Origin of the sequence: uncultured Senegalimassilia sp., assembly GCF_902464545.1 — a bacterium.
Classification (GTDB): domain Bacteria; phylum Actinomycetota; class Coriobacteriia; order Coriobacteriales; family Eggerthellaceae; genus Senegalimassilia.
In genome coordinates, this window is sequence record NZ_CABQJR010000022.1 from 17,520 (window position 1) to 43,466 (window position 25,947).

20 protein-coding genes, 1 tRNA gene, 1 pseudogene and 1 riboswitch are annotated in these 25,947 nt (G+C 63.2%); of the genes and pseudogenes, 2 read left to right on the forward strand and 20 right to left on the reverse strand.

Annotation, left to right across the window (positions count from 1 at the left end; genetic code table 11):
- Positions 1 to 427 precede the first annotated feature (427 nt).
- A complete protein-coding gene (locus RDW26_RS07000) occupies positions 428 to 1,636 on the reverse strand; it encodes an NlpC/P60 family protein (RefSeq protein ID WP_298627402.1) in 1,209 nt (402 codons plus the stop codon).
- Positions 1,637 to 1,852: 216 nt separating this feature from the next.
- Entirely contained in the window at positions 1,853 to 3,442 is a 1,590-nt protein-coding gene (locus RDW26_RS07005) for a sodium/proline symporter (protein ID WP_298627404.1), read from the reverse strand.
- 211 nt (positions 3,443 to 3,653) lie between these two features.
- Here RDW26_RS07005 and RDW26_RS07010 point away from each other — a divergent pair, with 211 nt between their 5' ends.
- On the forward strand, positions 3,654 to 4,943 hold the full coding sequence (locus RDW26_RS07010) for an aminotransferase (protein WP_307983035.1): 1,290 nt from the start codon (positions 3,654 to 3,656) through the stop codon (positions 4,941 to 4,943).
- A gap of 227 nt (positions 4,944 to 5,170) precedes the next feature.
- Here the strand turns inward: RDW26_RS07010 and RDW26_RS07015 are convergent, their stop codons facing one another.
- The 9 genes from RDW26_RS07015 to RDW26_RS07055 form a co-directional block, all read right to left on the reverse strand.
- Positions 5,171 to 5,878, reverse strand: a complete 708-nt coding sequence (locus RDW26_RS07015) for a thiamine phosphate synthase (RefSeq protein ID WP_298627408.1) — start codon at positions 5,876 to 5,878, stop codon at positions 5,171 to 5,173.
- A gap of 1 nt (position 5,879) precedes the next feature.
- The gene (locus RDW26_RS07020; RefSeq protein WP_307983036.1) at positions 5,880 to 6,212 is read right to left on the reverse strand and encodes a thiamine-binding protein; all 333 of its coding nucleotides are present in this window, start codon (positions 6,210 to 6,212) and stop codon (positions 5,880 to 5,882) included.
- A gap of 4 nt (positions 6,213 to 6,216) precedes the next feature.
- The gene (gene thiM / locus RDW26_RS07025) at positions 6,217 to 7,056 is read right to left on the reverse strand and encodes a hydroxyethylthiazole kinase (protein WP_307983037.1); all 840 of its coding nucleotides are present in this window, start codon (positions 7,054 to 7,056) and stop codon (positions 6,217 to 6,219) included.
- A 56-nt stretch (positions 7,057 to 7,112) separates the two neighbouring features.
- A riboswitch (TPP riboswitch) is annotated at positions 7,113 to 7,221 on the reverse strand.
- Positions 7,222 to 7,383: 162 nt separating this feature from the next.
- The gene (locus tag RDW26_RS07030; RefSeq protein ID WP_307983038.1) at positions 7,384 to 8,604 is read right to left on the reverse strand and encodes an MFS transporter; all 1,221 of its coding nucleotides are present in this window, start codon (positions 8,602 to 8,604) and stop codon (positions 7,384 to 7,386) included.
- The gene (locus tag RDW26_RS07035; RefSeq protein ID WP_307983039.1) at positions 8,601 to 9,875 is read right to left on the reverse strand and encodes a U32 family peptidase; all 1,275 of its coding nucleotides are present in this window, start codon (positions 9,873 to 9,875) and stop codon (positions 8,601 to 8,603) included. The genes RDW26_RS07030 and RDW26_RS07035 overlap by 4 nt, the downstream gene beginning before the upstream one ends.
- Positions 9,876 to 10,098: 223 nt before the next feature.
- Complete coding sequence (gene cysS, locus RDW26_RS07040; RefSeq protein WP_307983040.1) at positions 10,099 to 11,619, reverse strand: cysteine--tRNA ligase; 1,521 nt, start codon at positions 11,617 to 11,619, stop codon at positions 10,099 to 10,101.
- Positions 11,620 to 11,708: 89 nt separating this feature from the next.
- Positions 11,709 to 12,206 (reverse strand): 2-C-methyl-D-erythritol 2,4-cyclodiphosphate synthase, encoded by a 498-nt coding sequence (gene ispF / locus RDW26_RS07045; protein ID WP_307983041.1) that lies wholly within the window; start codon positions 12,204 to 12,206, stop codon positions 11,709 to 11,711.
- Positions 12,203 to 13,051, reverse strand: coding sequence for a 2-C-methyl-D-erythritol 4-phosphate cytidylyltransferase (gene ispD, locus RDW26_RS07050; protein ID WP_042434753.1), 849 nt, complete (start codon positions 13,049 to 13,051; stop codon positions 12,203 to 12,205). The genes ispF and ispD overlap by 4 nt, the downstream gene beginning before the upstream one ends.
- A 170-nt stretch (positions 13,052 to 13,221) precedes the next feature.
- The gene (locus RDW26_RS07055) at positions 13,222 to 15,795 is read right to left on the reverse strand and encodes an ATP-dependent Clp protease ATP-binding subunit (RefSeq protein WP_307983042.1); all 2,574 of its coding nucleotides are present in this window, start codon (positions 15,793 to 15,795) and stop codon (positions 13,222 to 13,224) included.
- A gap of 326 nt (positions 15,796 to 16,121) precedes the next feature.
- Between RDW26_RS07055 and RDW26_RS07060 the strand changes: the two genes are divergently transcribed.
- Complete coding sequence (locus RDW26_RS07060) at positions 16,122 to 17,276, forward strand: AI-2E family transporter (protein WP_307983043.1); 1,155 nt, start codon at positions 16,122 to 16,124, stop codon at positions 17,274 to 17,276.
- Between the two features lie 154 nt (positions 17,277 to 17,430).
- On the opposite strand, the gene lysS is transcribed toward RDW26_RS07060, so the two are convergent.
- The 9 genes and pseudogenes from lysS to RDW26_RS07105 all read right to left on the reverse strand — a co-directional run.
- On the reverse strand, positions 17,431 to 19,374 hold the full coding sequence (gene lysS / locus RDW26_RS07065) for a lysine--tRNA ligase (RefSeq protein WP_307983044.1): 1,944 nt from the start codon (positions 19,372 to 19,374) through the stop codon (positions 17,431 to 17,433).
- Between the two features lie 193 nt (positions 19,375 to 19,567).
- Positions 19,568 to 20,035, reverse strand: a complete 468-nt coding sequence (greA, locus tag RDW26_RS07070) for a transcription elongation factor GreA (protein ID WP_294416889.1) — start codon at positions 20,033 to 20,035, stop codon at positions 19,568 to 19,570.
- A gap of 88 nt (positions 20,036 to 20,123) precedes the next feature.
- Positions 20,124 to 20,366 (reverse strand): twin-arginine translocase TatA/TatE family subunit, encoded by a 243-nt coding sequence (gene tatA / locus RDW26_RS07075; RefSeq protein ID WP_307983045.1) that lies wholly within the window; start codon positions 20,364 to 20,366, stop codon positions 20,124 to 20,126.
- 186 nt (positions 20,367 to 20,552) lie between these two features.
- Positions 20,553 to 20,629: transfer RNA gene (locus RDW26_RS07080), tRNA-Pro, on the reverse strand.
- A gap of 87 nt (positions 20,630 to 20,716) precedes the next feature.
- Positions 20,717 to 21,889: a 4Fe-4S binding protein gene (locus tag RDW26_RS07085; protein ID WP_307983046.1), complete on the reverse strand. Its 1,173-nt coding sequence runs from the start codon at positions 21,887 to 21,889 to the stop codon at positions 20,717 to 20,719.
- Positions 21,890 to 22,022: 133 nt separating this feature from the next.
- Positions 22,023 to 23,366 carry a molybdopterin-guanine dinucleotide biosynthesis protein B gene (gene mobB, locus RDW26_RS07090; RefSeq protein ID WP_307983047.1) on the reverse strand — a complete coding sequence of 448 codons (1,344 nt, stop codon included), beginning with the start codon at positions 23,364 to 23,366 and terminating at the stop codon, positions 22,023 to 22,025.
- Between the two features lie 353 nt (positions 23,367 to 23,719).
- Complete coding sequence (gene recR / locus RDW26_RS07095) at positions 23,720 to 24,316, reverse strand: recombination mediator RecR (RefSeq protein WP_294396607.1); 597 nt, start codon at positions 24,314 to 24,316, stop codon at positions 23,720 to 23,722.
- 12 nt (positions 24,317 to 24,328) lie between these two features.
- A complete protein-coding gene (locus RDW26_RS07100; protein WP_042434781.1) occupies positions 24,329 to 24,673 on the reverse strand; it encodes a YbaB/EbfC family nucleoid-associated protein in 345 nt (114 codons plus the stop codon).
- 75 nt (positions 24,674 to 24,748) lie between these two features.
- Positions 24,749 to 25,947: pseudogene (locus RDW26_RS07105) on the reverse strand (hypothetical protein); the annotation flags it as partial.

Here is a 25,947-nt window from a genome sequence, read left to right on the forward strand (position 1 = left end):
GTTGCTGTAAGCTGTTCGGCTTTCCAGCAGGCGTTCCACTTCGAAGCTCGCTGTCGTGAGCTCCGCAAGCGAGGTAATATATTACGGGATAGTGGACGTTGTGGCAACCCCTTTTTTCAACTTTTTTTGAAAGATGGAACTTCTCTTACGTGCGCTGAGCCTCTCCTTCGTAAAGCAGGGATTGTTTTCCCTGTTCAGCTTTATCCTATAGCGGCGTTGGCATCATTTGAGCGAAGCCTATTCTCTTCCCTGCCATGCGTAACGTTATCTGTAATGAGAGCTCCGCAGCCTTTGGAGCCATAACTTCCCTCTTAAGGCATTGCACATGGCCTATTGATCATGCGTTCTAAAACAAATCGGGGGAAGGCCCGTATGCCTTCCCCCGATTACATGCTAATCAGGCTATGTCTTCTAGAGTCTATGCCTTCTAGAACTGCAACGCGTTCGTGAAGTTCGACCACGAAAGCGAGTCGGTATTGCGGACGCATGCGCCGAACGTGGGAGCATGCACATAGGGAGTTCCGCCGTAGCCGCCGGCGATTCCCACGTGGCCGTAACGCCACAAAACATCACCCGGACGCGCCTCGCTGACGGATACCACTCGAGTAGCACGAGCCATCTGAGCCTCGCTTTGATGCGGCAGTTCAATGCCAAGCTGACGATATGCCCACGTGACCAAACCGGAGCAATCGAACGAATCCGGTCCCTCAGCGCCCCACACGTACGGGCAGCCGATACGCGAGCAGGCGTAAGAATACGCAGCGCTGTTGTCGCCAGCGGAACCGCCGCCGCCAGGATAGACGATGGTGCTGCCACCGCTGCTGCTTCCGCCGCCGCCCTGGTTGCCGCCATCATTGCCGCCGCCGTTGCCGCCACCCTGATTGCCGCCATCGTTGCTTCCACCACCCTGGTAGCCGCCGTCGTTTCCGCCACCGTTGCCGCCGGCAGCTGCAGCTGCAGCCTCGGCCTCGGCCTGTGCCTGGGCGGCCGCTGCAGCAGCGGCCGCAGCCTGCTCCTGCTCAAGCAGGGCACGCGCCTCTTCGTCGAGGGAGTTCATGAGCTCGGTGGCATTTTGCACCTTGACCTGAACCTCGTCGTGGATCTGCTTGCATTCTGCGGCCTTCTGGGCAGCGATCTGTTCCTGACGGGCGAACTCGTCTTTGGCTGCCTGAAGCTGCTCACGAGCGGCCTTGGTCTGATCGACCAGATCGGCGTCGTTAGCGTTGATCTGATTCAGCAGCTCCCAATTCTGGGTAAACTCGGCGAAAGAGGAGGCACCGAGCAGAAAGTCGATGAACGTGGTGGAGCCGGAACGGTACATGCTGCGGGCGCGCGTGCTCAGACGATCTTGCAGACCTTCGATTTCCTCGGTGGTCTCGTCGATCTTTACCTGCTGCTCCTCCATGGAGCGTTGGGCGCTTTCCTGCTCGTCGAGAGCTGCATAGTAGTTTTCGCCGGCGGTTTCCAGGTCGGCCTGCAAGCCGACCAGCTGGTTGCGAACGGCATCCGCCTCGGCCTGCTTTTCAGCGGCCGTTTCAGCAAACGCGAACTCGGGGATGATAAGCGACGTGGCGCCAAGCGCTGCTGCGCCGCCGATGAATGCTCGCCTGCTGAGATCGATAATAGATTGGCTCATCCAAGAACCTCCTAGATTGAGCTTAAGTACTGTGATTACGGGCAATAGCATCGCATATGATAGCACGGAGAACGGTTGCAGGAAAAATGCTTGTGTGCTTGCGTTCATAAAACCAGTTCATGCGTATGCTTTTACGCAAACCTTCCCAAACGTCAAACGGGGAAGGAAACCCAAGGTCCCTTCCCCGTTGAAACACCTATATATGTATCGCAGTTGCTATGCGGCCGCAGGATTCACATCCTCATCCATGCGAGCCTCGGTGTAGTGATCGAACTCATCATAGATCTCCTGCGAGGGCTCTGCCGTGAGCTTCGACACCACGAAGATGCACACGAGCGAGATGATGAAGGCAGGCAGAAGCTCGTAGATGCCGAACACGCCGCCGAGCGGCTTGATGAGGTTGTGCCAAACCACTACCGTGATAGCTCCGCCGAGCATGCCCGCAAGGGCGCCGGGCAGGTTCGTGCGACGCCAATACAGGCTGCACAGCACGAGCGGGCCGAACGAGGCGCCAAGGCCGGCCCACGCATAGGAGACGACGCGGAAGATGACGGAATTCTCGTCGAGGGCGATGACGATGCCGATGATCATGACCACTGCCAGCGTGATGCGGGAAACGATCATGACCTGACGATCGGTGGCATCGCGCTTGATGATGCCTCGGAAGATGTTCTCGGCAACCGAGGAACCGGTGATGAGCAAATACGACGAAGCAGAGGACATGGACGCCGCCAGGATGCCGGACACCACCACGCCGCACATGAAGGCGGGCAGAATCATCTGGGCGATGACGATGAAGATGTTCTCAGCAGCCGCATTGGTGCCGAAATAGGTGGGCAGCATGGCGCGGCCAATGAAGCCGATGCACAGGGCGCACACCATGGAGATGACGACCCACACCACGGCGATGATGCGCGACTGGCGAACCTCTTCAGCCGAGCGGATGCCCAGGAAGCGAACGAGCACCTGCGGCATGCCGAAGTAGCCAAGGCCCCAAGCCAAGGTGGAGATGATGGTGAGGATGCCGTATTCGGTAGGTTCGCCGAACAGCGGCTGATCGTCCTGGACCGCCTGCAGGCCGGTATCCGCGTCGATGATGGGCGTAGTGAGCTGCCCGCCGTTCAAGAAGCCGGGGATGTTCTGCAGGAAAGCCACCGTCACATCGACACCGCCAACGGAGGCGATGGAGCCGATGAGCACCACGGCCAGGGCGAAGAACATCAAGCAGCCCTGGATGAAATCGGTTGCCACAACCGAAAGATAGCCGCCCACCAGCGTGTATGCGAACACCACCACGGCGCCGAAGATCATCATGGCCGCATAGTCGATGCCGAACAGCGTGTGGAACAGCTTGCCGCAGGTGACGAAGCAGCTGCCCGTATATACGCAGAAGAACAGCAAGATGATGGCCGCCGCCACCGTGGACAGGATGTTCTTCTTGTCATGGAAGCGGTTGGAGAAGAACGCCGGGATGGTGATGGCGTGCACGCGCTCGGAGTACTGGCGCAGGCGCTTGGCCACGAACAGCCAGTTCAAATACGTGCCGATTGCAAGGCCGATACAGGTCCACATGGCCTCGGAGGCGCCGAAGAAGTAAGCAAGACCGGGGATGCCCATGAGCAGATAGCCCGACATGTCGGACGCTTCGGCGGACAGCGCCGTGAACCACGGCCCCACCTTGCGACCGCCGATGAAGTACTCGTCGGTAGAGGAATTCGAGCGCTTGGCGTAGGAGAAGCCCACCGCCAGCACCACGACGAAGTAGATAACCATGGCCAAAACGACCAGCAAATCATTCGTTTCCATGTTCTGTGCCCGCCCCTTATGCCGTTTTCAAGCCCGTCCCCCAGGCAAGCCGCACGGCCCTCCAGCCGGCATCGCCGAAATACGGGAAACGGACGCATTTAACGACCGGTCGATTGTTTACGTTGACGCTGGGATTATACTTGACTTCGCCTACCTCAGGTAGGTGTTTTCGATTGTTCTTACCCCGCAAACGGCGAAAGGATGCACCACGATGCCAGCTTACGCAGAGCTTGCCCATGAAGCGTTGGAATCAACGCGCGATGCGCTCACCCGCGAATACGAGTCTTTCAAGGCGAAAGGGCTGGCTCTGAACATGGCGCGCGGCAAGCCTTCCCGGGCACAGCTTGACCTGAGCATGCCCATGCTCAGGTGCATCACCGATGTCGACGACTGCACCGCCGAAGATGGCACGGACTGCCGAAACTACGGCGTGCTCGACGGCATTCCCGAGGCGAAGCGCCTTATGGCCGTTATGCTCGACGACGACGCCGAGCATGTGATGGTGTTCGGCAACTCCAGCCTGAACATCATGTACGACACCATGGCTCGTTGCTGGATGTTCGGCACGCTGGGCCATACGCCTTGGTGCAAGCTTGATGAGGTGAAATGGCTGTGTCCCTGCCCGGGTTACGATAGGCACTTCGGCGTGACCGAGGCCTTCGGCATCAAGATGATCCCCGTTGCCATGAACGAGGACGGCCCGGATATGGACGAGGTAGAGCGCCTGGTGGCCGAAGACGCTTCTATCAAGGGCATCTGGTGCGTGCCGAAGTATTCCAATCCCAGCGGCGCAACCTATTCCGACGAGGTGGTACGCCGCTTGGCAGCCATGTCCTGCGCAGCCGATGATTTCCGCATCTTCTGGGATAACGCATACGGCATCCATCATCTGAGCGACGACGCATCGCAGCAAGATCAGCTGCTCGATATCCGCCGCGCCTGCGATGATGCCGGAAATCCCGACCGCTGCTTCAAGTTCGCTTCCACCAGCAAGGTAACCTTCCCCGGTGCGGGCATTTCGGCAATGGCGGCAAGCAGCGCCAACATCGCGGACATGAAGGCGCATATGAGCCCGCAGATCATCGGCCATGACAAGCTCAATCAGCTGCGTCACGTGAAGTTCCTGCACGATGGGAAGGGCCTGACGGAGCACATGGCCAAGCACGCCGCCATCCTGCGCCCCAAGTTCGAGCTGGTGGACCGCAAGCTGTCCGAAGGCCTGAGCGAAATCGGCGGCTGCACCTGGAGCAAGCCGCGCGGCGGGTACTTCGTCTCGTTCAACGCCCCCGCCGGATGCGCGAAGCGGATCGTGGAGCTTGCCAAAAAAGCCGGCGTCACCATGACGGGCGCAGGCGCCACCTGGCCGTACAAGCAGGACCCGGCCGACAGCAACATCCGTATCGCCCCCAGCCTGCCGCCCGTTGAGGAATTGGATGCGGCGCTTGACGTATTCGTTTGCTGCGTGAAGCTGGCGTACGCGGAGAAACTGCTGCAGGATTAAGCCGGAAACGCCGATCAGATGCGCCAACTTGTTTAGCCCGAATCGATACCTGCCGCGAGCGCAAGCGCGCAAAGACGTAGGCAGGCTTCTCTTGCCTATATTGATTCTCCCTTGCAAGCATGCTCGGCATAGAATCGTGTCTAGGAACTTTTCGCGGCCGATACATTTATAAATAGGTAAGGCCCGCTCGATCGAGCGGGCCTTCATTGCGTTTGCTTCAGTTTGCGTTAGCTAGCTTGCTTCGCAGCGTTCCATGCTTGCACGAGCTCTTGGGCGGCTGCATGCGGGTCGGGCGCGGCGCATACCGCGGATACCACGAAGAAGCCATCGACGCCGGTTTGCGCGACGGCGGGGATATCCGCCACTTTCACTCCCCCGCCAACCACGATGGGAACGGGGCTTGCCTGATGGAGCGCCGCCAAGTCTTCGAGGCTTTTCGTGATAATGGTACCGTCCGCCGCCAAACCGCAGTCGGTTTTCGTGGGCGTCTCATGCAGCGGGCCGACGCCCAGATAATCGACCAGCGACATATCGGCGGTTTTCACGTACTCGAGCATCTCGTCCGCGCGAGCGGAAAGGCCGACCACCGCATCAGGGCCGAGCAGGGCACGGCACGCCTCGACGGGGATATCGGTCTGGCCAACGTGCACGCCATCGACCTTGACGCCCTGCTGACGAGCGGCATATACCGCATCCAGGCGGTCATCGATGAGCAGCGCCACTCGGTCTTGCGCACCGGCCTGCCGTATGACCTCGGATGCCTGGGCCGTGCAGGAGATGAGCTCGCGAGTCGAGCACTCCTTCGAGCGGATTTGCACGCAGGTGAACCCTGCCGCGATGGCCTGGGCCACCACATCGGCAACGGGTCGGCCCAAGGTGTTTTCCGGGCCCAGGACCAGATATGCGGAAATATCCAGATTATCTCGCATGCTCATGCTATTCTCCCTTTTCGGCATCTCCGTCGGCAACGTTGCTTTCAAGAATTGCGTCAACGCTTCGAACCTTCTGCTCCATCATGTTCTCGAACCCAGGACGCACGTCGGCCTTCAGAATAACCTCAGTGCGGATGCCCTTCCGAGCCAAGACGAACGTGGCGTTGCGAACCACGGCCATAACCTCGTCCCATTCGCCTTCGATCTCGGTGAACATCGAATAGGTCTTGTTGGGCAGACCCGATTCACGGATGACGCGAACTACCTCGGCCACCTCGGGTGCAAGCTCATCGCCCACGCCGAACGGGGCGATGGCCACGGCAACCAGCGTGTTCACGATGCTATGCCTCCTGGATCTCGATGGAGTTGCCGGCAACCGCCTCGGGGGTTGCACGGAACAGCTCGTCGATGAAGGCCACCTTGAAGCTTGCCGGAGCATCGGCGGCGGCTGCAGCCGTGACACCCGCCAGATTGTAGTGGTTCACCGCGGCAACAGCAGCCGTGAACGGATCGGTTTGCGTAGCATATACGGCAAGCACGCCGCCCTGCGAACAGCCAAAGCCGGTGACCTTGCCCATAAGCGCGCTGCCGCCATGGCTGATGACGACCGAATGCCCGTCGGTGACCAGGTCGGACTCGCCGGAGATGACGACGGCGCCTTCCGTATAGCGAGCCAGCGCGATAGCAGCCGCGCGTGCAGCCTCCACCGTATCGGCGGTGTCGACGCCGCGGGCGCGCGAAAGGTCGTCGGCCGTGCCCTCGAGACCCCACAGGCCGGCGAGCGCGATGATCTCGGAAGCGTTGCCGCGCACGATGGCGGGCTTATACTGCTTGAGCTCGGACAGCAGCTTGGTGCGCAGGCTGCCGATGCCGATTCCCACCGGATCGAGCACCCACGGCTTGCCGGCGGCCTGAGCCGCGGCCGCCGTGCGCGGGATGGTTTCCTCGTAAATAGGGAACAACGTGCCCATGTTCAGGTACACGGCGCCGCCTGCGGCAACCAGGGTTTCACCCTCATCGGGCAGATAAACCATGGCAGCCGATCCACCGACGGCAAGCTGGGCGTTGGCCACGAAATCGATAGTGACGGTATTGGTGATGGACCCGGCCAGAGGATTGTTGGCGCGCACGTTGGCGGCGGCCTTCGCGATGGATGCCTCGAGCTGATTTTGTTCGATCATATTCTCTCCTTTGCAACGAAAAACGAGGACGCTACCGTAGAAGATGGCGCCCTCGTCCGTGCACGAGAGATGCTCCCTACGCCAGCGTTACCTGGACAGGTTCAAAGGGTTAGGCTTGCGCCCTCTCAGCGCCGACGTTGCCGCCGGGCACCCCTGCATCGAATCTGTTGGGCATATATTACACCGGCGCGCAAACCGCTCGCCTGTTAAACCGCCGAACGGACAAAGGAATCGCACGAGCCAAGCGACCGGCTTTACCGCGCACGCCCTTTGCACGCTAAACAGCCGAACGGATGCGGAAAACCGAAAACAGCGGAACCTTTCGCCTTACCGTGCGCGGCGGGGCTTGCGGGACAGACGCAACGCCGCGATTTCGGCAGCCACCGCGCAAGCGGTGAAAGCAGCGGAGACGAACGGCATCGCCAGAAGCGGCATGCAGGTGATGAACACGCCCGCGGCGAACGACCCGAGCGCGCTGCCGAGCTGCAGCGAGGAGTTCGACAAGCTGACGGCGAACGCCGCCTCATCCCCGGCGTTGAGCATGATGAACGAATTCTGCGCCGGCAGGAATCCCCAAGATATGCCCGTCCACATACACGCCGCCGCCAGCGCCGCAAGCCACGATCCCGTGCCAAGACCCAGCCCCACCAGCGTTACCGCTTGAAGCGCAACGCAGCCGATGACCGCCGAAGCCGAGCCGAAGCGATCGGCTGCCCAGCCGCTTGCCTTCGAGCCGATCATGCTCATAAGCCCGAAGGCGAACAGGGAGCCGCTCACCCACTCCGGCTGGGGAAGCACGCTTTCCATGAACGGCGTGATGTAGGTGTTCATGGAGGCGTACCCCACGAACATGAGCATAGTGCAGATCAGGGGCAACACCACGCAAGGATTGCGGAACACGCGCAGCGCATCGGCGCTGTGACGGCCCTGCGCCGCCGGCGAGCTTGGCGCTTCAGGCACGCGCACGATAAGCGCTATGACCGCGAACGCGACGCATGCCGCAACGACGAGCACCCAATACGCCTGCTGCCAGGTGATGACGTTGCGCAGCATACGCGCGGCGGGAAGCGCGAAGACGAACGAAGCGCTGAAACCCAGCGCCACATTCGACATGGCCGAGGCGGCGCGCGAAGGGCCGGCGATGCGGCTTGCCGCGATGTAGGCGGTTGCCGCGAAGGTTCCGTTGCCCACGCCCATGACGGCACGGCCCGTCAAAATGACGGGATAGATGGGGGTGGCGGCGCAAATGGCCATGCCCACCGCCATAAGCGCGAGGCTGACAAGCAGCAATGCCTTCGGGCCGCGCGAGGTGAGCGCCATGACCAGAAGCGGCGTGCCGATGGCGTTGCACACGCCGTAGACGCCCATCATGAGGCTAACTTGGGAAAGATCGATACCGGCGATTTGCGCGACCTGATCGGGCACGCCCAAGATGTACTGGTATGCGCATCCGAACACGAAGCAGCTGAGCGCCAATACCAAGATCATGAGGTTGCCACGAGCGCGACTGGGCGCCTCCACCGCGGACGCTGTCTCGGAACCGCTCATGCCCTCACTTCCTGCGCCCCTTGAGGAGCAGAATCCACGCGAATGCGCAGCAGATCGCCCGGCTGCAATGCGATATCGCTGGTGAACGCATAGGTTTCCATGGTGCGATTCGCCACCGGCACGGGCTCGGGAGACGGGTTGGGACGATCTTCGCTTGGCTGCACCAGCCAGGTGAGGCCCCTCACCTTCGCCGTTTCAATGGCCTTGCGCGGAGAAAGCGCCTCGAGCTCATCGCCTTCGCGGAACCGGTTATGGCACGTGGCCTCAATGCGCCACCCGCCCTCCCCTTCCGGGCTGCATGCGGTGACCGTGGCGGCATGCAGGTAATCCTTGTCATAGCCGTCACGCTCCTGGCGTTGGCTTGGCTGGCCGAAATAGAAGCCAGTGCCATAGGGGCGATGCGAAATGGCATGCAAGTCGGACATGACCGTGGACGGGTCGGCGCCATCCATGACCGCCCGATAGGCATGCACCACCGTGGCAACGTAGAACGCACGCTTATTGCGGCCCTCTATCTTGAATGAGCTGACGCCAGCCTGCGCCAGCTCGTCGAGATGCTCGATCATGCACAGGTCGTGCGCGTTCATGACATAGGTGCCGCGCACGTCCTCCTCAATGGGGTAATAGGCGCCGGGGCGTTTCTCCTCCACCAGCGCATAGCTCCATCGGCACGGCTGCGCGCAATAACCCTTGTTGCCCGAGCGCCCCGTCATAGCGGCAGACAACATGCAGCGCCCCGAGAATGCCATGCACATGGCGCCGTGCACGAACGCCTCGATCTCAAGATCGCGCGGCGCCTGCGCACGCAGCTCGGCGATATCCTCCACGCTCATCTCGCGCGCGACCACCACGCGCGATGCGCCCAGGTCATGCCAGGTGCGCGCAGCTTCGGCGTTCATCACGGAAGCCTGGGTGCTCACATGCAGCTCCATATGCGGAGCATAGCGTTTCGCCAGGGAAAATGCGCCGAGGTCGCTTACGATGAGCGCATCGGCGCGCGAGGCGTCAAGGGCCTCCAGATACGACGGCAAGGCGGCGATATCCGCCTGGTTCATAAGCGTGTTCACCGTCACGTACACCTTCACGCCCGCTGCGTGCGCGAAGGCGGCGGCGGACGGGATATCGTCAAGCGTGAAGTTCTCGGCACGTTGACGCATGCCGAACCTGTCGGCGGCCAAATACACCGCATCCGCCCCGAAACGGACGGCGGCCTCCAGCTGGCTGCGGCCGCCCGCAGGCGCAAGGAGCTCGGTTGTTGAAAAGTCAGTCATCGGTAGCAATCTTCGTAGTAATCGATCCAGTACAAACACGAAAGCCGCCGCGCGGCCTCGAACCCATCCAACCGGACGCCGCACGGCAAATCCGGCACCCTTTGCCCTAGGCCCGGTAAAACGCATCTTGCATCAGGCCAGACCGGGCGCGGCCTTTCGGCCACGCCCGCAGGGTTGAGAATGGGAACGAAGCGGCACAGCGGCCAACAACGTCGGTTTTAGCCTACTTGACCTCGGAAGGGTCGTAGCTGACGCGAGCACCCTGAGGGGTGTCCTCAATGGTGAAGCCCAGCCCCGTAAGGCCATCGCGCACGGCATCGGCCACAGCCCAGTTCTTCTCGGCACGCGCGGTGGCGCGGGCATCGAGCAGGGCGTCGACAGCCTCATGAGCATCCGAGCCTTCGTAGCCGGCAACCTGTTTCGCCAGGTCGACGACCTCGGCCGGATACGCATCTTCCTGCGCATCCTCCCAATCCTGAGGAGCAACCTCCACGCCGAACACGCGCATGAGCGTGGTGATGGTCTCGCGCAGATCGCGCACGGAGGGGACATCGGAGAGCGAAAGCGTCTTGTCGGCGATCTGGGTGTTCGCGAAACCGACCAGGTCGAACACCTCGCCCAGCGCGCGCGGAGCGTTGAAGTCGTCGTCCATGGCCAGGACGAACTCGACGCGCGTGGACTTCGTCTGCTTCAGGATGGCCTGGGTATCAAGCGGGCTGGGCACATCCTGGGCGTTCTTCATCTGCCAATCAAGGTTGCGCACGGCGTTCTCGATGCGGGAAAGCGCGGATGCAGCCTCGTCAAGACGCTCGTCGGAGAAATCGAGCGGGCTGCGGTAATGGGTTTGCAGCATAAGGAAACGCAGCACATCGGGGGACGTGGTCTTGAGGATGTCGCGCAACAGCAGGAAATTGCCCAGCGACTTGCTCATCTTCTCGTGGTTGATCTGCAGCATGCCGCTGTGCATCCAGTGATTGGCGAAGGTGCAGCCGCATGCGGCCTCGGACTGGGCGCGCTCGTTCTCATGATGTGGGAACACCAGGTCGGCACCGCCGCCGTGGATGTCGAAGGGCAGACCCAGGTACTTGCGCGACATGGCCGAGCACTCGATGTGCCAGCCGGGACGACCCTGGCCCCACGGGCTTTCCCAAGAAGGCTCGCCGGGCTTGGCGGCCTTCCACAGCGCGAAGTCGAGATGGTCGCGCTTGCGGTCTTCCAGGCCCTGGCCGTCGGCGCGCAGCTCGCGATGACCACCTTCCATCTCGTCGATGTTGCGACCGGACAGCGCACCGTAATCAGCGTAGCTGCGCACGCTGAAGTAGACGTCGCCCTCGACCTCGTACGCGTGGCCGCCATCGATGAGCTCCTGGATGAGCTGGATCATCTCAGGGATCTCCTCGGTTGCGCGCGGGCGTACATCGGGGTCCTGCACGTTCATGGCGTGCATATCATCAAGGAATGCCTGCGAATACTCGGCGGCAACCTCGGCTGCGCTGCGGCCCTCTTCGTTGGCCTTCTTGATGATCTTGTCATCGACGTCGGTGATATTGGAGACGAATTTCACGTCGAAGCCGCGCCAGGAGAGGTAGCGGCGGATGACGTCGAAGCTGACGAACGTACGGGCATTGCCGATATGGATGTAGTTGTACACGGTGGGACCGCACACGTACATGCCGATCTTCCCGTGCTCGAGCGACTCGAAAGGCACCTTTTCACGAAGTTTGGTGTCGTAGATCTTAAGCATTTGCATTCCTGTTCTATGTGCATGCCGCATGGTGCGGCGGGTTGACGAAGGCTGCGAAGGGACCGGGCGTTGCGAAAACCGCGCCCGAACTAGCTACATCGCGCCAGCAGGGCCACGGCCGTGGCGGAGATGCCCTCCTGACGGCCCTCGAAACCCAGGTGCTCGGTGGTGGTCGCCTTCACGCCGACGTTGTCGACCGCGATACCCATGGCGGCTGCCAAGTTCTCGCGCATCTGCTGGCGATGCGGCGCCATCTTCGGCGCCTGAGCTGCGATGACGCTATCGACGTCGATGATCTGGTAGCCCTCTTCGCGTACCTTGTCCGCTACAGCCGCCAGCAGCTTCATGGAATCGGCCCCCTCCCATTCGGGATCGGTGTCGGGGAAGAGCTTGCCGATATCGCCGCCGCGGATGGCTCCGAGCAGCGCATCGGCCACGGCATGCGCGAGCACATCGGCGTCGGAGTGACCGAGCAAGCCCAAGGCATGCGGGATATCCACCCCGCCGATGATGAGCTTGCGGCCCTCGACCAGCTTATGCACGTCGTAGCCCTGCCCTATGCGCAGGGCGTTGAATTCCAGGCTCATTGCTCCTGCTCGCCTTTCTGCTTGAGATAGCGCTCGCGCACGGCGGCGACGAGCATGAGGTAATCCTCCGGCACAGTGAGCTTGATGTTGTCGCGCTTGCCCTCCACCACAAGGACGCGGCCGCCGAGACGCTCGATCAAGGAGCTGTCATCGGTGCCGACGAAGCCGTCGGAAAGCGCCGAGGCGTGAGCACGGCGGTAGATGCCCGCGCGGAAGACCTGCGGGGTTTGCGCGTTCCAGAACACGCTGCGGTCTGGCGTGCCCACGATAACGCCGTTTTCCACCACCTTGAGCGTATCGATGGCGGGATGGGCCACCACAGCGCCATCGGCGTCGATGTTGCCCTTGAGCGTGGCGATGGTATGGGCGATCAGATCGGCCGAGATGAGCGGGCGCGCGCCGTCGTGCATGACCACGTACTCGAACTCCTCGGGCACCAGCTCAAGGCCGGAAAACGCTGATTCCTGACGCGTGGAGCCCGCCGCGGCGACCACGATGGGCGTGGCGAACGAGAAGGGGTCGACGGCCTTGCTCAGGTACTCGCCCTGACGTTCGGCCGGGCAGACGATGACGATGAGGCCGATGTCGCCTACGGCGTCGAAGGCCTCGACCGACCAGGTGAGAATCGGCTTGCCGCCGATTTCCACCAGCTGCTTGCCGCCTTCCTTGCCGAAACGCTCGCCCGTGCCGCCGGCCAAGATGATGGCCGCCGTCTTCGGGTTCTTGTCGACCTTGCCCTCAAGGCCGGCCAAGGATTGCGTGAGCGCATCGATGTCGAGCGCCGTGGCCAGATCGGCCGCGGCGAGCACCGAGGACGAGAACACCGGGTCAACGGTCTTGGGCATGGTTTCCTCTTTCCGTCGAAAACAAATGAGGCGGCCCCTTTCGGGACCGCCTTACATTCTAAAGCAACTGCCGCGTTTTCGCAGGCACGCTACGCGCTGTATGGAAAAAGAGCGCGTGGCAGGCGCTCCCCAGCCGGCCCAAGCAGGGCGCAGCGGGAGCAACCGGAACCTTAATCCGCAGCGCCGCCGCTTGCCGACCCGCCCGAGCCGGAGACGCCGGCGTGGCCCAGATCGAAGTTCGTGAGAAGAAGCTCGGCGTCGCGCGCGATGTTATCGTGCTTGCGCGGCGCAGGGATGGAGCCCGTGCCGGGGGCGAACGCAAGGCTTTCGCCGTCCTCGGAAACGTTGGCCTGGATGACCGAGCCGGACGTCCACTTGCCCTCGAGCAGCTCCTCGGACAGCGGGTCCTCCAGCAGGCGCTGGATGGCGCGGCGCAGCGGGCGGGCACCATAGGCGGCGTCGGTGCCTTCCTTCGCGATGAGCTTGTAGGCGTCATCGGTGAGGTTGATGGTCATGTTCTGGGCGATCAAGCGCTCGCGCAGGTCTGCCACCATGAGCTTGGCGATCTCGACGATCTGCTCCTGCGTCAAGGACTTGAACACGATGATCTCATCGATACGGTTCAAGAACTCGGGCCTGAACAGCTTTTTCACCTCGCCCATAACGCGGGATTTGATCTCCTTGTCGGAAAGGCCCGCCTTGCCCTCGGGGCTGAAGCCGAGCGTGGTAGGCGCGGAGATCTCGCGGGCACCGACGTTGGACGTCATGATGATGACCGTGTTGCGGAAATCGACCGTGCGGCCCTGGGCGTCGGTCAGACGACCTTCCTCCAGGATCTGCAGCAGGATGTTGAACACATCGGGATGAGCCTTCTCGATCTCGTCGAACAGCACCACCGAATACGGGCGCTGGCGCACTGCCTTGGTGAGCTGGCCGCCCTCGTCGAAGCCCACATAGCCCGGAGGCGAGCCGACCAGACGGCTGACGGAGTGCTTCTCCATGTACTCGGACATATCGAAGCTGATGAGCGCGTCCTCAGAGCTGAACAGGAACTCGGCGAGCGCCTTGGACAGCTCGGTCTTGCCCACGCCCGACGGGCCCAGGAAGATGAAGCTGCCGGCGGGGCGCTTGGGGTCCTTCAAACCGGCGCGGCTGCGGCGGATGGCCTTCGACAACGCGGTCACGGCCTCTTCCTGGCCGATGACGCGCTCGTGCAGCACACCTTCCATGCGCAGCAGCTTCTCGGTTTCGGCCTCGGTGAGGTTGGACACGGGCACGCCGGTGGTCATGGAGACGACGTCGGCAATGTCCTGCGCCGTTACCTGATGCACCGATTTCTGGGAATCTTCGGCCCACTTCTTCTCGGCCGCGGCGCGCTCGTCTTTCACGGCGGACTCCTGGTCGCGCAACTTGGCGGCGCGCTCGAAGTCCTGCTCGGCGATGGCCTTGTCCTTATCGGAGCGGATCTGGCGCAGCTTGTCGTCCATCTCGCGCAGCTCGTCGGGCAAGGTCATGTTGCGGATGCGCATGCGGGCGCCCGCCTCGTCCATGACATCGATGGCCTTATCGGGCAGGAAGCGGTCCTGGATATAGCGATCCGACAGCGTGACGGCGGCCTGAAGCGCCTCGTCGGTGAAATGCACCTGATGATGCGCCTCGTAGCGGTCGCGCAGGCCCTCCATGATGCGCAGCGCCTGCTCCTCGTTGGGCTCGCCGACCGTGATGGGCTGGAAACGGCGCTCGAGGGCGCTGTCCTTCTCCAGATGCTTGCGGTATTCGTCGATGGTGGTGGCGCCGATGACCTGGATCTCGCCGCGCGACAGCGGCGGCTTGAGGATGGCGGCGGCGTCGATGGAGCCCTCGGCAGAACCCGCGCCGATGAGCGTGTGCATCTCGTCGATGAACAAGATGATGTCGCCGGCGTCCTTGACCTCCTTGATGCACTTCTTCAAGCGGTCCTCGAACTCGCCGCGGTACTTGCTGCCGGCCACAAGGGCGGACACGTCGAGCGTGAGCAGGCGCTTGCCGCGCAGGATATCGGGAACCTGGTTGGACACGATGAGCTGCGCCAAGCCCTCGGCGACGGCGGTCTTGCCCACGCCGGGCTCGCCGATAAGCAGCGGGTTGTTCTTCTGGCGGCGGGAGAGGATCTGCATGACGCGCTCGATCTCGCCGGCGCGGCCGATGACCGGGTCGAGTTTGCCGTCGCGCGCTTTCTGCGTAAGGTCGGTGCCGAACTCCTTCAGGGCGCTGTCGGGCACGGTGCCGGCCGCCTCAAAGGGGTTGCGGCCCGCGTACACGGGGCTTTGACCCACCAGGTCGTTGAGCGCGGTGCGGATATCGTCGCCCTTCACGCCAAGGCGCGAGAGCACGTCGAGCGCCGTGCCCTCGTTCTCGCGCACGATGCCGAGCAGCAGATGCTCGGTGGAGATGTAGCTCTGCCCCATCTGCATGGCCTCGCGCAGGCTGTTCTCGAGCACGCGCTTGACGCGCGGGGTGAACGAAAGATGGCCGGACACGTCGGCGCCCTCGTCGATGGAGGCCACCTCGCGAATGCCCTTCACCACGGCGTCATAGGCCACGCCCAGACGCTCGAGGGCCTGGGCGGCAAGGCCGTCCTTTTCCTGGATGAGGCCAAGCAGGATATGCTCGGTGCCCACATAAGGCTGATGCAGGGCGCGTGCCTCGTCCTGGGCCAAGACGAGCACCTTGCGCGCCTTGTCCGTGAACTTCTCAAATGACATGAAGCCTCGATTCTCGCGGCATATGATTATGGTCTCGGTTGTTTATGTTAGCACTCCCGTCAAGGGACTGCTAAGCCGTTTATGTATCGTATACATAATAGGGTAGCCCGGAGCCGCACAACGCCCGTTGCCCCCGCTACGTGCAATCCGCACACACCGGAAGCGCTTTTAGACCCCTTTTGCCCCTTTTCACCCGGATTCCGCAAGCGGTTCTTCACGAAAGGTCGACAAGCGCGCAAACACGGCGCCTTGACCGATGCACACGCTTATACTGGTTGCGAAACGCGCAGCAGCGCGGCCCATCCCCCTTCAACCGACAGGATCGCATGAACAGGCACACCATACGCTACGCCCTTATCCTTGTTGCCGCCCTTGCCGTGGCGGCGCTGGCAGTCGCCCGATTCGACGACCTATGTTCCATCCTATCAACCGTCTGGTCCGCCCTTGAGCCCCTGGCCATCGGCGCGGTGCTGGCATATCTGCTGAACTTCATAGCGGCGGCGCTCGAATCTCGGTGGTTTCCGCGCTCGAACAGCGCGCTTGTGGCGAAAACGCGCCGCCCCATCTGCGTCATCCTGGCCATCACCGCCGTCACCTTGGCGCTTGCGGAGCTGACCGCGTTCGTGGGCGGCGAGTTCAAATCCGTGGGCGCCGCCATCATCACCGGCGTTTCGGAAGCTGCGGCCATGGCATCGCAGGCCATCGCGAACCTTCCCGGTGCGCAAGCCATCCCGATCTTGGACAACGCCACCTGGAACTCCATCGGGCAAAAGGCCCTGGACGCCATGGGCGGCACCGACCAGGCGCTGCGCATCGTGGCGCAGACCAGCGGCGAGGTGGCCCACCTGACGCTTTCCATCCTGCTGGGCATGGTGTTCGCGCTGTACCTGCTGCTTGATAAGGACCGCGTGCACGCCGGCGCCATGCGCGCGGCCAGCTTCATCCCCAGCGAGGCCCTGCGTCGCCGCGTGCTGCACGCATGCAGCATCACCAACGACTGCTTCTCGCGCTTCATCCGCGGGCAATGCATCGAGGCCATCATCCTGGGCGCCCTGTGCGCTATCGGCGGCACCATCCTGCAGTTCCCCTATGCGGCCTCCATCGGTCTTATCGTGGGCGTGTCGTCGCTCATCCCGTTCGCCGGCGCGTGGATCGGCGGCATCATGGGTGCAGCGATGATCCTGTCGCAAGATCCTATGCAGGCCCTGCAGTTCATCGTGTTCCTGGTGGTCCTCCAGCAAATCGAGGGGCACCTCATCTACCCGAACGTGGTGGGACAGTCGGTGGGCCTGCCGAGCATCTGGGTGTTCGTGGCCGTGATCGCCGGCGGGTCGCTGTTCGGCCTTCTGGGCGTGCTTTTGGGCGTGCCCGTCATCTCCACGATCAGAACGCTTGCCATGGAGCACTTCGCGCAAGTTGATGCCGAAAACGGCAGCGAAGACGAAAGCGACGCGGCTATCAAACCCGCAACACTGGCATAACGTCATCCGCAACGGGACGATCCTATGGCGCGGCACCGCGTCATAGGATCGAGCGGCGAAACGCAACCGCACGTTCGCCTTCCACCAAACAAAGAAAGCCCGCCTGGGTTAACCCAGGCGGGCTTTCTTGCAATCACGATATAAGGTTTGCCGCTTAGTACAGCTTGGCGCCTGCCGGGATACGGTCGGAGACCATGAGCAGGTTCAGACGCTCCTCGGTGGTGTCGTCATCGACCTTCTCCTCGTGCACGGCGGACAGCAGCATGCCGCAGGAGGCGATGCCCATCATCTTGCGCGGCGGCAGGTTGGTGATGGCCACGAGCGTGCGACCCACCAGCTCCTCCGGCTCGTAGTAGGCGTGGATGCCGGACAGGATGGTGCGATCTTCGCCCGTACCGTCATCAAGCGTGAACTGCAGCAGCTTCTTGCTCTTCGGCACGGCCACGCAATCCTTGACCTTCACGGCGCGGAAGTCGGACTTGCTGAACGTGTCGAAGTCCACCTCGTCGGCGAACAGCGGCTCGACGACCACCTTGGAGAAGTCGATGGGCTCCTCGGCGGGCTGCTCTGCCGGAGCAGCCGGACGTGCGGCGGGCTTGGCGCCGGCAGGGGCTTCGTCGCGCATGTGCGGGAACAGCAGCACATCGCGGATGGTCGGAGAATCGGTGAGCAACATGGTCAGACGGTCGATGCCGATGCCCACGCCGCCTGCCGGGGGCATGCCGTACTCGAGCGCGCGGATATAGTCGGCGTCGTAGCCCATGGCCTCGTCGTCGCCCATATCCTTGGCCTCGACCTGCGCACGGAAGCGCTCGGCCTGGTCGACCGGGTCGTTGAGCTCGTTGAAGGCGTTGGCATACTCGTGACCGCAGATGAACAGCTCGAAGCGCTCGGTGAGCTCGGGGTTGTTCGGCAGCTTCTTGGCCAGCGGGGAGATCTCCAGCGGATGCTCGGTGACGAACACGGGCTGGATGAGCTTCTCCTCGGCCACGGCCTCGAAGATCTCGGAGATGAGCTTGCCCTTGCCCCAGGCGTCCTCGGCGTGTCCGCCGTTCTTCTCCAGGATGGCCACCAGGTCCTCACGGCTGCGGTCGAAGGACACCTCTTCGCCGGCGTAGCGCGTTGCCAGACCGCACATGGTCTCGCGCGGCCACTGGCCGGACAGGTCGATGTCGACGCCCTGGTAGCTGACCTTGAGCGTGCCGCAAGCAGCCTCAGCTGCCGCCTTGATGAAGCCCTCGGTGAGGTTCATCATGCCGTTGAGGTCGGAGAAGGCCTGGTATGCCTCCATAGTGGTGAACTCAGGGTTGTGGTACGGGTCCATGCCCTCGTTGCGGAACTGACGGCCGATCTCGAACACCTTCTCGAAACCGCCTACGAGCAGACGCTTGAGCGGCAGCTCGGTGGCGATGCGCAGAAAGTAGTCGCGATCGAGCGCGTTGAAGTGCGTGACGAACGGCTTTGCGTTCGCGCCGCCCAGGATGGGGTGCAGAAACGGGGTTTCCACCTCGTAGAAGCCCTGGTCCTCCATGTAGCGGCGGATGGCGGCGACGATCTTGAAGCGCTTCTCGAAGACCTGCTTGACCTCGGGGTTCATGACCAGGTCGACGTAACGCTGGCGATAACGCGTCTCCTTGTCCGCCAGGCCGTGGAACTTCTCGGGCAGCGGGCGGATGGACTTGCTGAGCAGCTCGAAGGACGAGACGGCCACGGACAGCTGGCCGCGACGCGTGCGCATCATAGCGCCCTCGACGCCGATCCAGTCGCCCACATCAAGGTCCTTCAAGCGGCCGAAGGCCTCTTCGCCCAGCTCGTTGATGCGGCAGAACAGCTGCATGTCGCCTGTGGCGTCGCGCAGGCCCAGAAAGGCGATCTTGCCCTGAACGCGCTTGGACATGATACGGCCGGCGACCTTAACCAGGTCCTCGGTGGAATCCCCGTCCTCAAGGTGCGCGTACAGCTGCTCGAGCTCGGCTAGGTGATGGCTGTAGTCGAACGCATGACCATAGGGGTTCTGGCCGGCATCGAGCATGGCCTGGCGCTTGGCCTTGCGCACCTCGATGGGATCGTCTTCGATAACTTCAGGGGTATTGCTCATGGGAAAGCCCTTCTAAGTACAGGGATTTGATTGAGTAAGCGAGAGCGGCTGCGGTGCGCCGGGTTTGACCGAAACGAGCAGGCATAGGCCCGTAGCCTTGTCCGTGGAACCGAATGCGCAAGCGACGCGGCACAGCCAGCCGCAACATCGAGATGTTCCGCTTACCCACAGGCAAGCGGAACTTGCAAATCTGCTAGTGCTCGATGTTGACGATCTTCATCTTGATGACGCGGCCGGTCGGGCCGGTGGTCTCGATCTCGTCGCCCTTCTTGTGGGCCAGCAGCGCGGCGCCCACCGGGGACTCGTTGGAGATCTTGCCGGCATGGCTGTCGGCCTCGGCGCCGCCCACGATGGTGAACACGCGCTCACGGCCGCCCATGTCGACGGTGACGGTGGAGCCGATGTGCACGGAGTTGGAGCGCTTCGGGGTTGCCACGACGGTGGCCTCGCCCAGGATGCGGGTGATCTCGGCGATGCGCGCCTCGAGCATGCCCTGCTCGTTCTTCGCGTCGTCGTACTCGGAGTTCTCGGAGATGTCGCCGAACTCGCGCGCTACCTTGATACGCTCGCCCACCTCGGCGCGCTTCTCGGTTTCCAGATAATGCAGCTCCTCTTCGAGCTGCTGCTTGCCCTCGGGGGTAAGAATGTAGTTGTCAGCCATGTTGTTCACCTATCTATACGAAAAAAGCGGTATGCGCCGGGCCGCAGCCCGTTGCGCATACCGCGTACCAACCTTGTGAAGCTGCGATCTACTCGCTCTTCTTGCGGGCAGCGGTGGTCTTCTTCTTGGCGGCGTCCTCGTCGCCTTCCTCGACCTCGACCTCGTCGGCCTCTTCCTCGGCCTTCTTAGAATCGCCCATGCCCTCGCGCAGGTTCTTCACGGTCTTGCCCAGAGCGCTACCGAGTTTTGGCAGATTCTTCGGGCCGAAGATAAGCAGGATCACCACGAGGATGATCAGAAGCTCAGGCACGCCCATTCCCAGAAATTTCATGTGTCCTCCAAGTACTCGTCCCAGCCCGGGCATCGGGCCGTGATATGCAACGCCGCGTACTTTAGCATAACCGCAGCTTGCCGACGCACCTTCGATGAAAAGCACACGCGCTTGCGCAGCACTCCAACGGATATGCACGGTTGCACGAAAAAGGCTCGGTGCGAACACCGAGCCTTGACCATGCAATGGTCGGGATGACAGGATTTGAACCTGCGGCCTCTGCGTCCCGAACGCAGCGCTCTACCAAGCTGAGCCACATCCCGATTGCCGCTTTCGCAGCGGGGAATATATTAGCATAACCATCCGGCATCCGCGACGACTTTTTTCAAAATTTGCGGCCGAATGCGCCCCTACCGCTTGAAATTCGACAAGATTCCCGGTCTGGCCTGGGGTTTCGACAAATAGATGAAACGCGGTTCGAAGTCGAACAGCTCGGCGGTGCACACCTGTGGGCTTACCGTGATGCACTTCTTCATGCACGCATCCACGCACAGGCCGCATTGCACGCACTCGGCGCAGGAGAATTCCAGGAAGCTGCCGCCGTCGGGCGTGCCGTCGGCGTTGGGACTGGGTTTGATGGAGCTTTTTGCAAGCGCACCCGTAGGGCAGAACACCGCGCACATGCCGCACGAGTTGCACACGGAGGCATCGATCTCCACCCTGCCGAACAGGCGCGTCTCGACCTGCTCGACCGCAGGCTCGCCCAAACGGTCCATGGCATCGAGCACCTGGCTGCGGCGCCGCTCCTGAAACTGGGGCAGCGTGCCCGATGCGCCCGCCCCCAGCTGTTCGCGAAGCGTGGCTTCCTTTGCCTGCATCCCCAGGTTTTTGCGGATGACCATCTCGGCGGTCTTGCCCGCCGCGCTGGCCGTCCACGAGGTTGCGCTGGTGAAGAAGCCACGGCGCGCCTCGCCGAGCAGGCTGTTGGCGTTCTTGAGCGCCAGCCCTTCGGGGAACTCCGACGCGCGGGAGACCATTGCCGGCGCCCCCTGCGCCTGCATCAGGTTGTTAGCGGAAGCGATGGTTTCGTCCACGCCGGGCGAGGTCGCCCTGAACCTGCACGTCTTGCAGCACCCGTCCACCAACACGATGTCCTTGGCGCCGACCGCCGCCAAGCCGAGCAGCAGGCTTTCGTCGACGCGCGCCAGGCAGGGCACCTCGGCAAACTTGTGCGGGTCTGCCAGGCCCTTGGACGCGATGCGGGCGCAGGCGACGACCGCGCGCCCATCAAGTGCGGCCATGGCCTCTGCCGCCGCCTGCTCAAGCGACTCGTCGGCAGGGCGAACGGGGATCAGGGCCTCGGTGGGGCAAACAACCGTGCAGGCCCCACACGCCACGCAAGCCTTGTGATCGACGCTGAGCACGTTGTTGTGCACGCTGATGGCATCCGCCGGGCAGGCATCGATGCACTTGCGGCACGAGGCGTTACGGTTGCGTACGGCCACACAGCGTTTCGAAGCTGGCACGACGGCCTTGTCCTCAAGCTCCTCGGCCACTTCTATGATGTCTGCGATGTTGGGCATTCGCCTTCCCCCTCGTTTAGTCCCGCGCGTATATGCCGCGGCGAAGATTAGCGTACGACCGCTGCACGCGACGAGTTCGCATCATAATCTGCGCGAAATCGGCGCGGGTCGGACGCGGGCGCTTCACATGGCGCTACTCGCACTCGATGCGCTCCTGCACGATGCGCTCGAGCGCCGCCAGCTCGTCGGGCGTGTTCGCGTTCATGAAGCACCCGCCCATAGGCTCGGCCTCAAGCACCTTCTTTTGCGGGAACTCGCACACGTTGACCTGGTTGAAGAACACCTGAGCGCGCTTCTCTCCCTCATTGAGCGCCTCGCGCACGGCCGGCAAGCAGCCCGAGCGGCGGTAGATCGCGTGAAACGGCTCGAAGCCATGCTTGTTGACGGGCACCACCACATCAGCCCCCGTCCTGGTCATCTCGAGCGCTTCGGCGACCACGAGCGACGGCGACGCGAGCACCATGTCGCAGGCCACAACGGCCACGTAGGGGTTGCGGGCGCAGCGAAGTGCCGTGTAAAGGCCCGGCAGCGCGCCGCGCTCGTTGATGACGTCGGACTCGAAGCGGATACTCAGTTCGGGATACTGCTCTTGCAGAAACGCAAGCTCCTCCGGCTCATTGGTGGTGATGATGAGTTCATCGGCCACCGGCGAGAGCCTCTCGACCAAACGGCAGATGAGCGGCCGGCCGCAGAACGGGACCGTTGCCTTGCTGCGACCCATGCGGCGGCTCTCGCCGCCGGCCTGGATGACCATAGACACGCGCGGACGCGCGAAGCTCGCCTGCAGAAAAACCGCCAACCCTGCCACATCGTTGATATCGAACGCCGGGATGCCGTATATGCCGGCGGCTTCAGCAGCCAGCGGGATGTCGGTGACCACCGCGACCGTTGCGGCCGTGGGCATCTTGTTGGAGATGTCGGCATGGTCGGGATAGCTGCGCGCGAGGCGGTCCTCCTCGACCTGGTCCAAAGGCTGCGCCACGGGATGATCATCGGGGTGGACATCGGCCGCATGAGGCACGGAGCCGCGTCCGAACTGGGTGAAATCCGTGCCGAGCGCCCATCCCTTGCGAGCACCCTCGACGAACACCTCGGCGGTTCGGGCATCGGCCTTGTTGCCGGCGCGCATGATCTCGATGGTGGGCAGGCCGCTCTTGCGATAGCCCTCGACGATCACCACATCGTGGCCGGGCATGCTCGCCACGATGTCGGCGCATTCCGCTTCCCCATCGGTGGTTTGGATGCGCGCCATCTGGCCCGGAGCCGCGATAACCGTCTCGCTGGCGCCGGCGTGGCGATGCCGCCACGAGTCTTTCCCGGGGATGTCGATATCGAACCCGACATGGCTGTGGTGCTTGACGCTGCCCACGTCCAGACCGCGACCGACCAGCTCGGCGATGAGCTTCTCGATAAGGGTTGTCTTGCCGGAATTATGACGCCCGACGATGGAGACCGCGGGGCTGGGAAATTTGATCATGCGCATATCCTTTCGTACGAAAAAGTATAGCATGTGCTTTCCGACGCACACCCCGCGCACAAGACCAGGCCCAGGCGTTCCATGTACTTCATCTAATGAAGTGCTTATGATTGATAGATTTTATTGATATTCCGTGAAGAGATTGCTATAATGAATTTGCTTTTTTCGATGGCTTCGGCTTCGTTAAAAGGAAGAGAAGGGATTCCGTTTTTTGGAGGGGGCGGAATCCCTTTTTCTATGCCAAAACGCCGCCATCAGGCGAAACATGCAGGCCCCGCAGCTGTTCGGCTGCGGGGCCCGATTCGCTCCCATGGGTTTTGGCGCTACGGAAAACGCACGCAACGGAGACTGCGCTACAGCACGCGCCTTGCCTCAAGCGCCCGTCCGAGCGTCACCTCGTCGGCAAACTCCAGGTCGCCGCCCACGGGCAGGCCGCTGGCAAGACGCGTGACCTTGATGCCCAGGGGCTTGATCAAGCGCGCAAGATAGGCGGCGGTGGTCTCCCCTTCCACGTTGGGATTGGTGGCCAGCACCACCTCCTGGATATCCTCGCTGCCCAGACGCTGCATCAACTGGGGGATGCGAAGGTCATCGGGCCCGATGCCGTCCATAGGCGACAGAGCGCCCCCCAGCACGTGGTACACGCCCTGGAACACGGCGGTGCGCTCGATGGGCGGGATATCGCGCGGCTCGCTGACCACGCACAGCAGCTGCTGGTTGCGGCTGGTCGAGCGACAGATCTCGCACAGGTCGTCCTCGGCATAGTTGAAGCAACGGCTGCAGAAATGCACCGTGTCCTTCACCTCCACGATGGCCTGCGCCAAGCGCAGCGCCGTGGCGCGGTCGGAGTTCAAAATCCAATACGCCATGCGCTGCGCCGATTTCGGGCCCACGCCGGGAAGGCGTTCGAGCTCGTCGAGCAGCTTTTGGATTGCGGGAGCCGATTGCACGGAACCGCTTCCCTACATCAGGCCGGGGATGCTCATGCCGCCGGTTGCGGCGTTGATGCGCTGAGCGCCGAGCTCGGCCACGCCGCGCAGCGCCTCGTTGACGGCCGCGGTGATCATGTCCTGCAGCATCTCCACGTCCTCGGGGTCCACCGCCTCGGGGTCGATGGTCAGGCTGACCAGGCTGTTGTCACCCTGGGCGACCGCCTTGACCATGCCGCCGCCGGCGGAAGCCTCGAAGGTCATGTCCTTGATCTCCTCCTGCGCGCGGGCAAGTTCGACCTGCATCTTCTGAGCCTGCTTCATCATGGCGCCCATGTTGCCCATGCCGCCGCCGGGGAATCCGCCTTTACGTCCCATATCGTTTCCTGTTCTAATCGCGAATGTACGGGTTTCAAACCATTGCATTGTACCGGGCGCGAGCCCGGATGTGCGCTATTCCTTGACTTCTTCGAACGTCACGCCGCCGCCGAAGCCCGCCTGCAGCACGGCCTGCAGCTCGTCGGGGGTTTGCGGCGCGCCCTCGCAGGAAGGCGTCGACTGGGCCGCGAAGGGAGCGCCGGCAGGCTGCGGTACAGCCGCAGGCCGCGGTACAGCCGCAGGCCGCGGCGCGGGAGCCGGCTGGGCCGGGGCCGCGGAAGCCGGTTTGGCCGGGAAAGACGCAGCAGCAGGCTGCGCGGGGGCCATGGGGCGCGGTGCGGCCTGAGGCTGCGGCATGCCAGCCTGAGGAGGCGCCGGTCGCTGCGAGGCAACAGGCGCCGCCTGCGGACGCGCCGCCGGACGAGGAGCCCCCGCAGGATGCGGCTGCGCGGAGCGCGCGGGGCCGGCCGGCGCGTTGAGGAGCTCGTCCTCAGGCATGGGCGCGTCCATGTCCCCATAGGGAACCTGGTCGTCCTCCCACGGCGGCACGTCAGCCGCAGCCCGTTGCGGGCGCTGCGGCGCCGCGGGGGCCGGCTGGGCCGCGGGCGCGGCCGGACGCTGCTGAGCCATAGGGGCCGGCGCCGCCGCGGGTGCCGCCGGACGCTGTTGAGCCGCCGGCATCTGGCGTTGCGCGGGCTGAGCCTGGGGCTGCGGGCGCGAAGGCGCGGGCTGCGCGGGCATCTGCACCGCAGGACGCGCTTGCGCGGGCTGCGGGCGAGAGGGCGCGGTGGCCGCCGCGGCGACAGGGGCCGCACCTGCCTGCTGATATGCGAACGGCACCGCCTGGCCCGCGCACGACTGCGCCAGAGCCTCGGCTACCGCCGTTTGCACATCCGGCTTCTGGACGGCCTTGAACGCGAAAGCGTTCTCCTTCGGGAACTCGATGGCGAGCATGCTCGTCTGCGCATTCCACACGGCCTTCGTGCCCAGGAACAGCACGCCGTAAGCGGCCTTTTTGCGCTTGAGCTCGGCAAGCGCCGCCTGCCACATGCGCTGCAGCGCCGCAGGGTTTTCCATGGTGGCCGCCAGCTGCGGGTTCGCACCGCCCGCCGCAGCCGCAGCGGAAGCGGGCGCGGCCGCCGGGGCCGACGGAGCGGGTGCGGGGGCCGCAGGGACCGGAGCCGGAGCCGCCGGGGCAACGGGCGCGGCGGGAGCAGGAGCAGGTGCGGGCGCAGGCCGCTCGGGCGCAGTCGGACGAGGCACCGCCTGCGGTG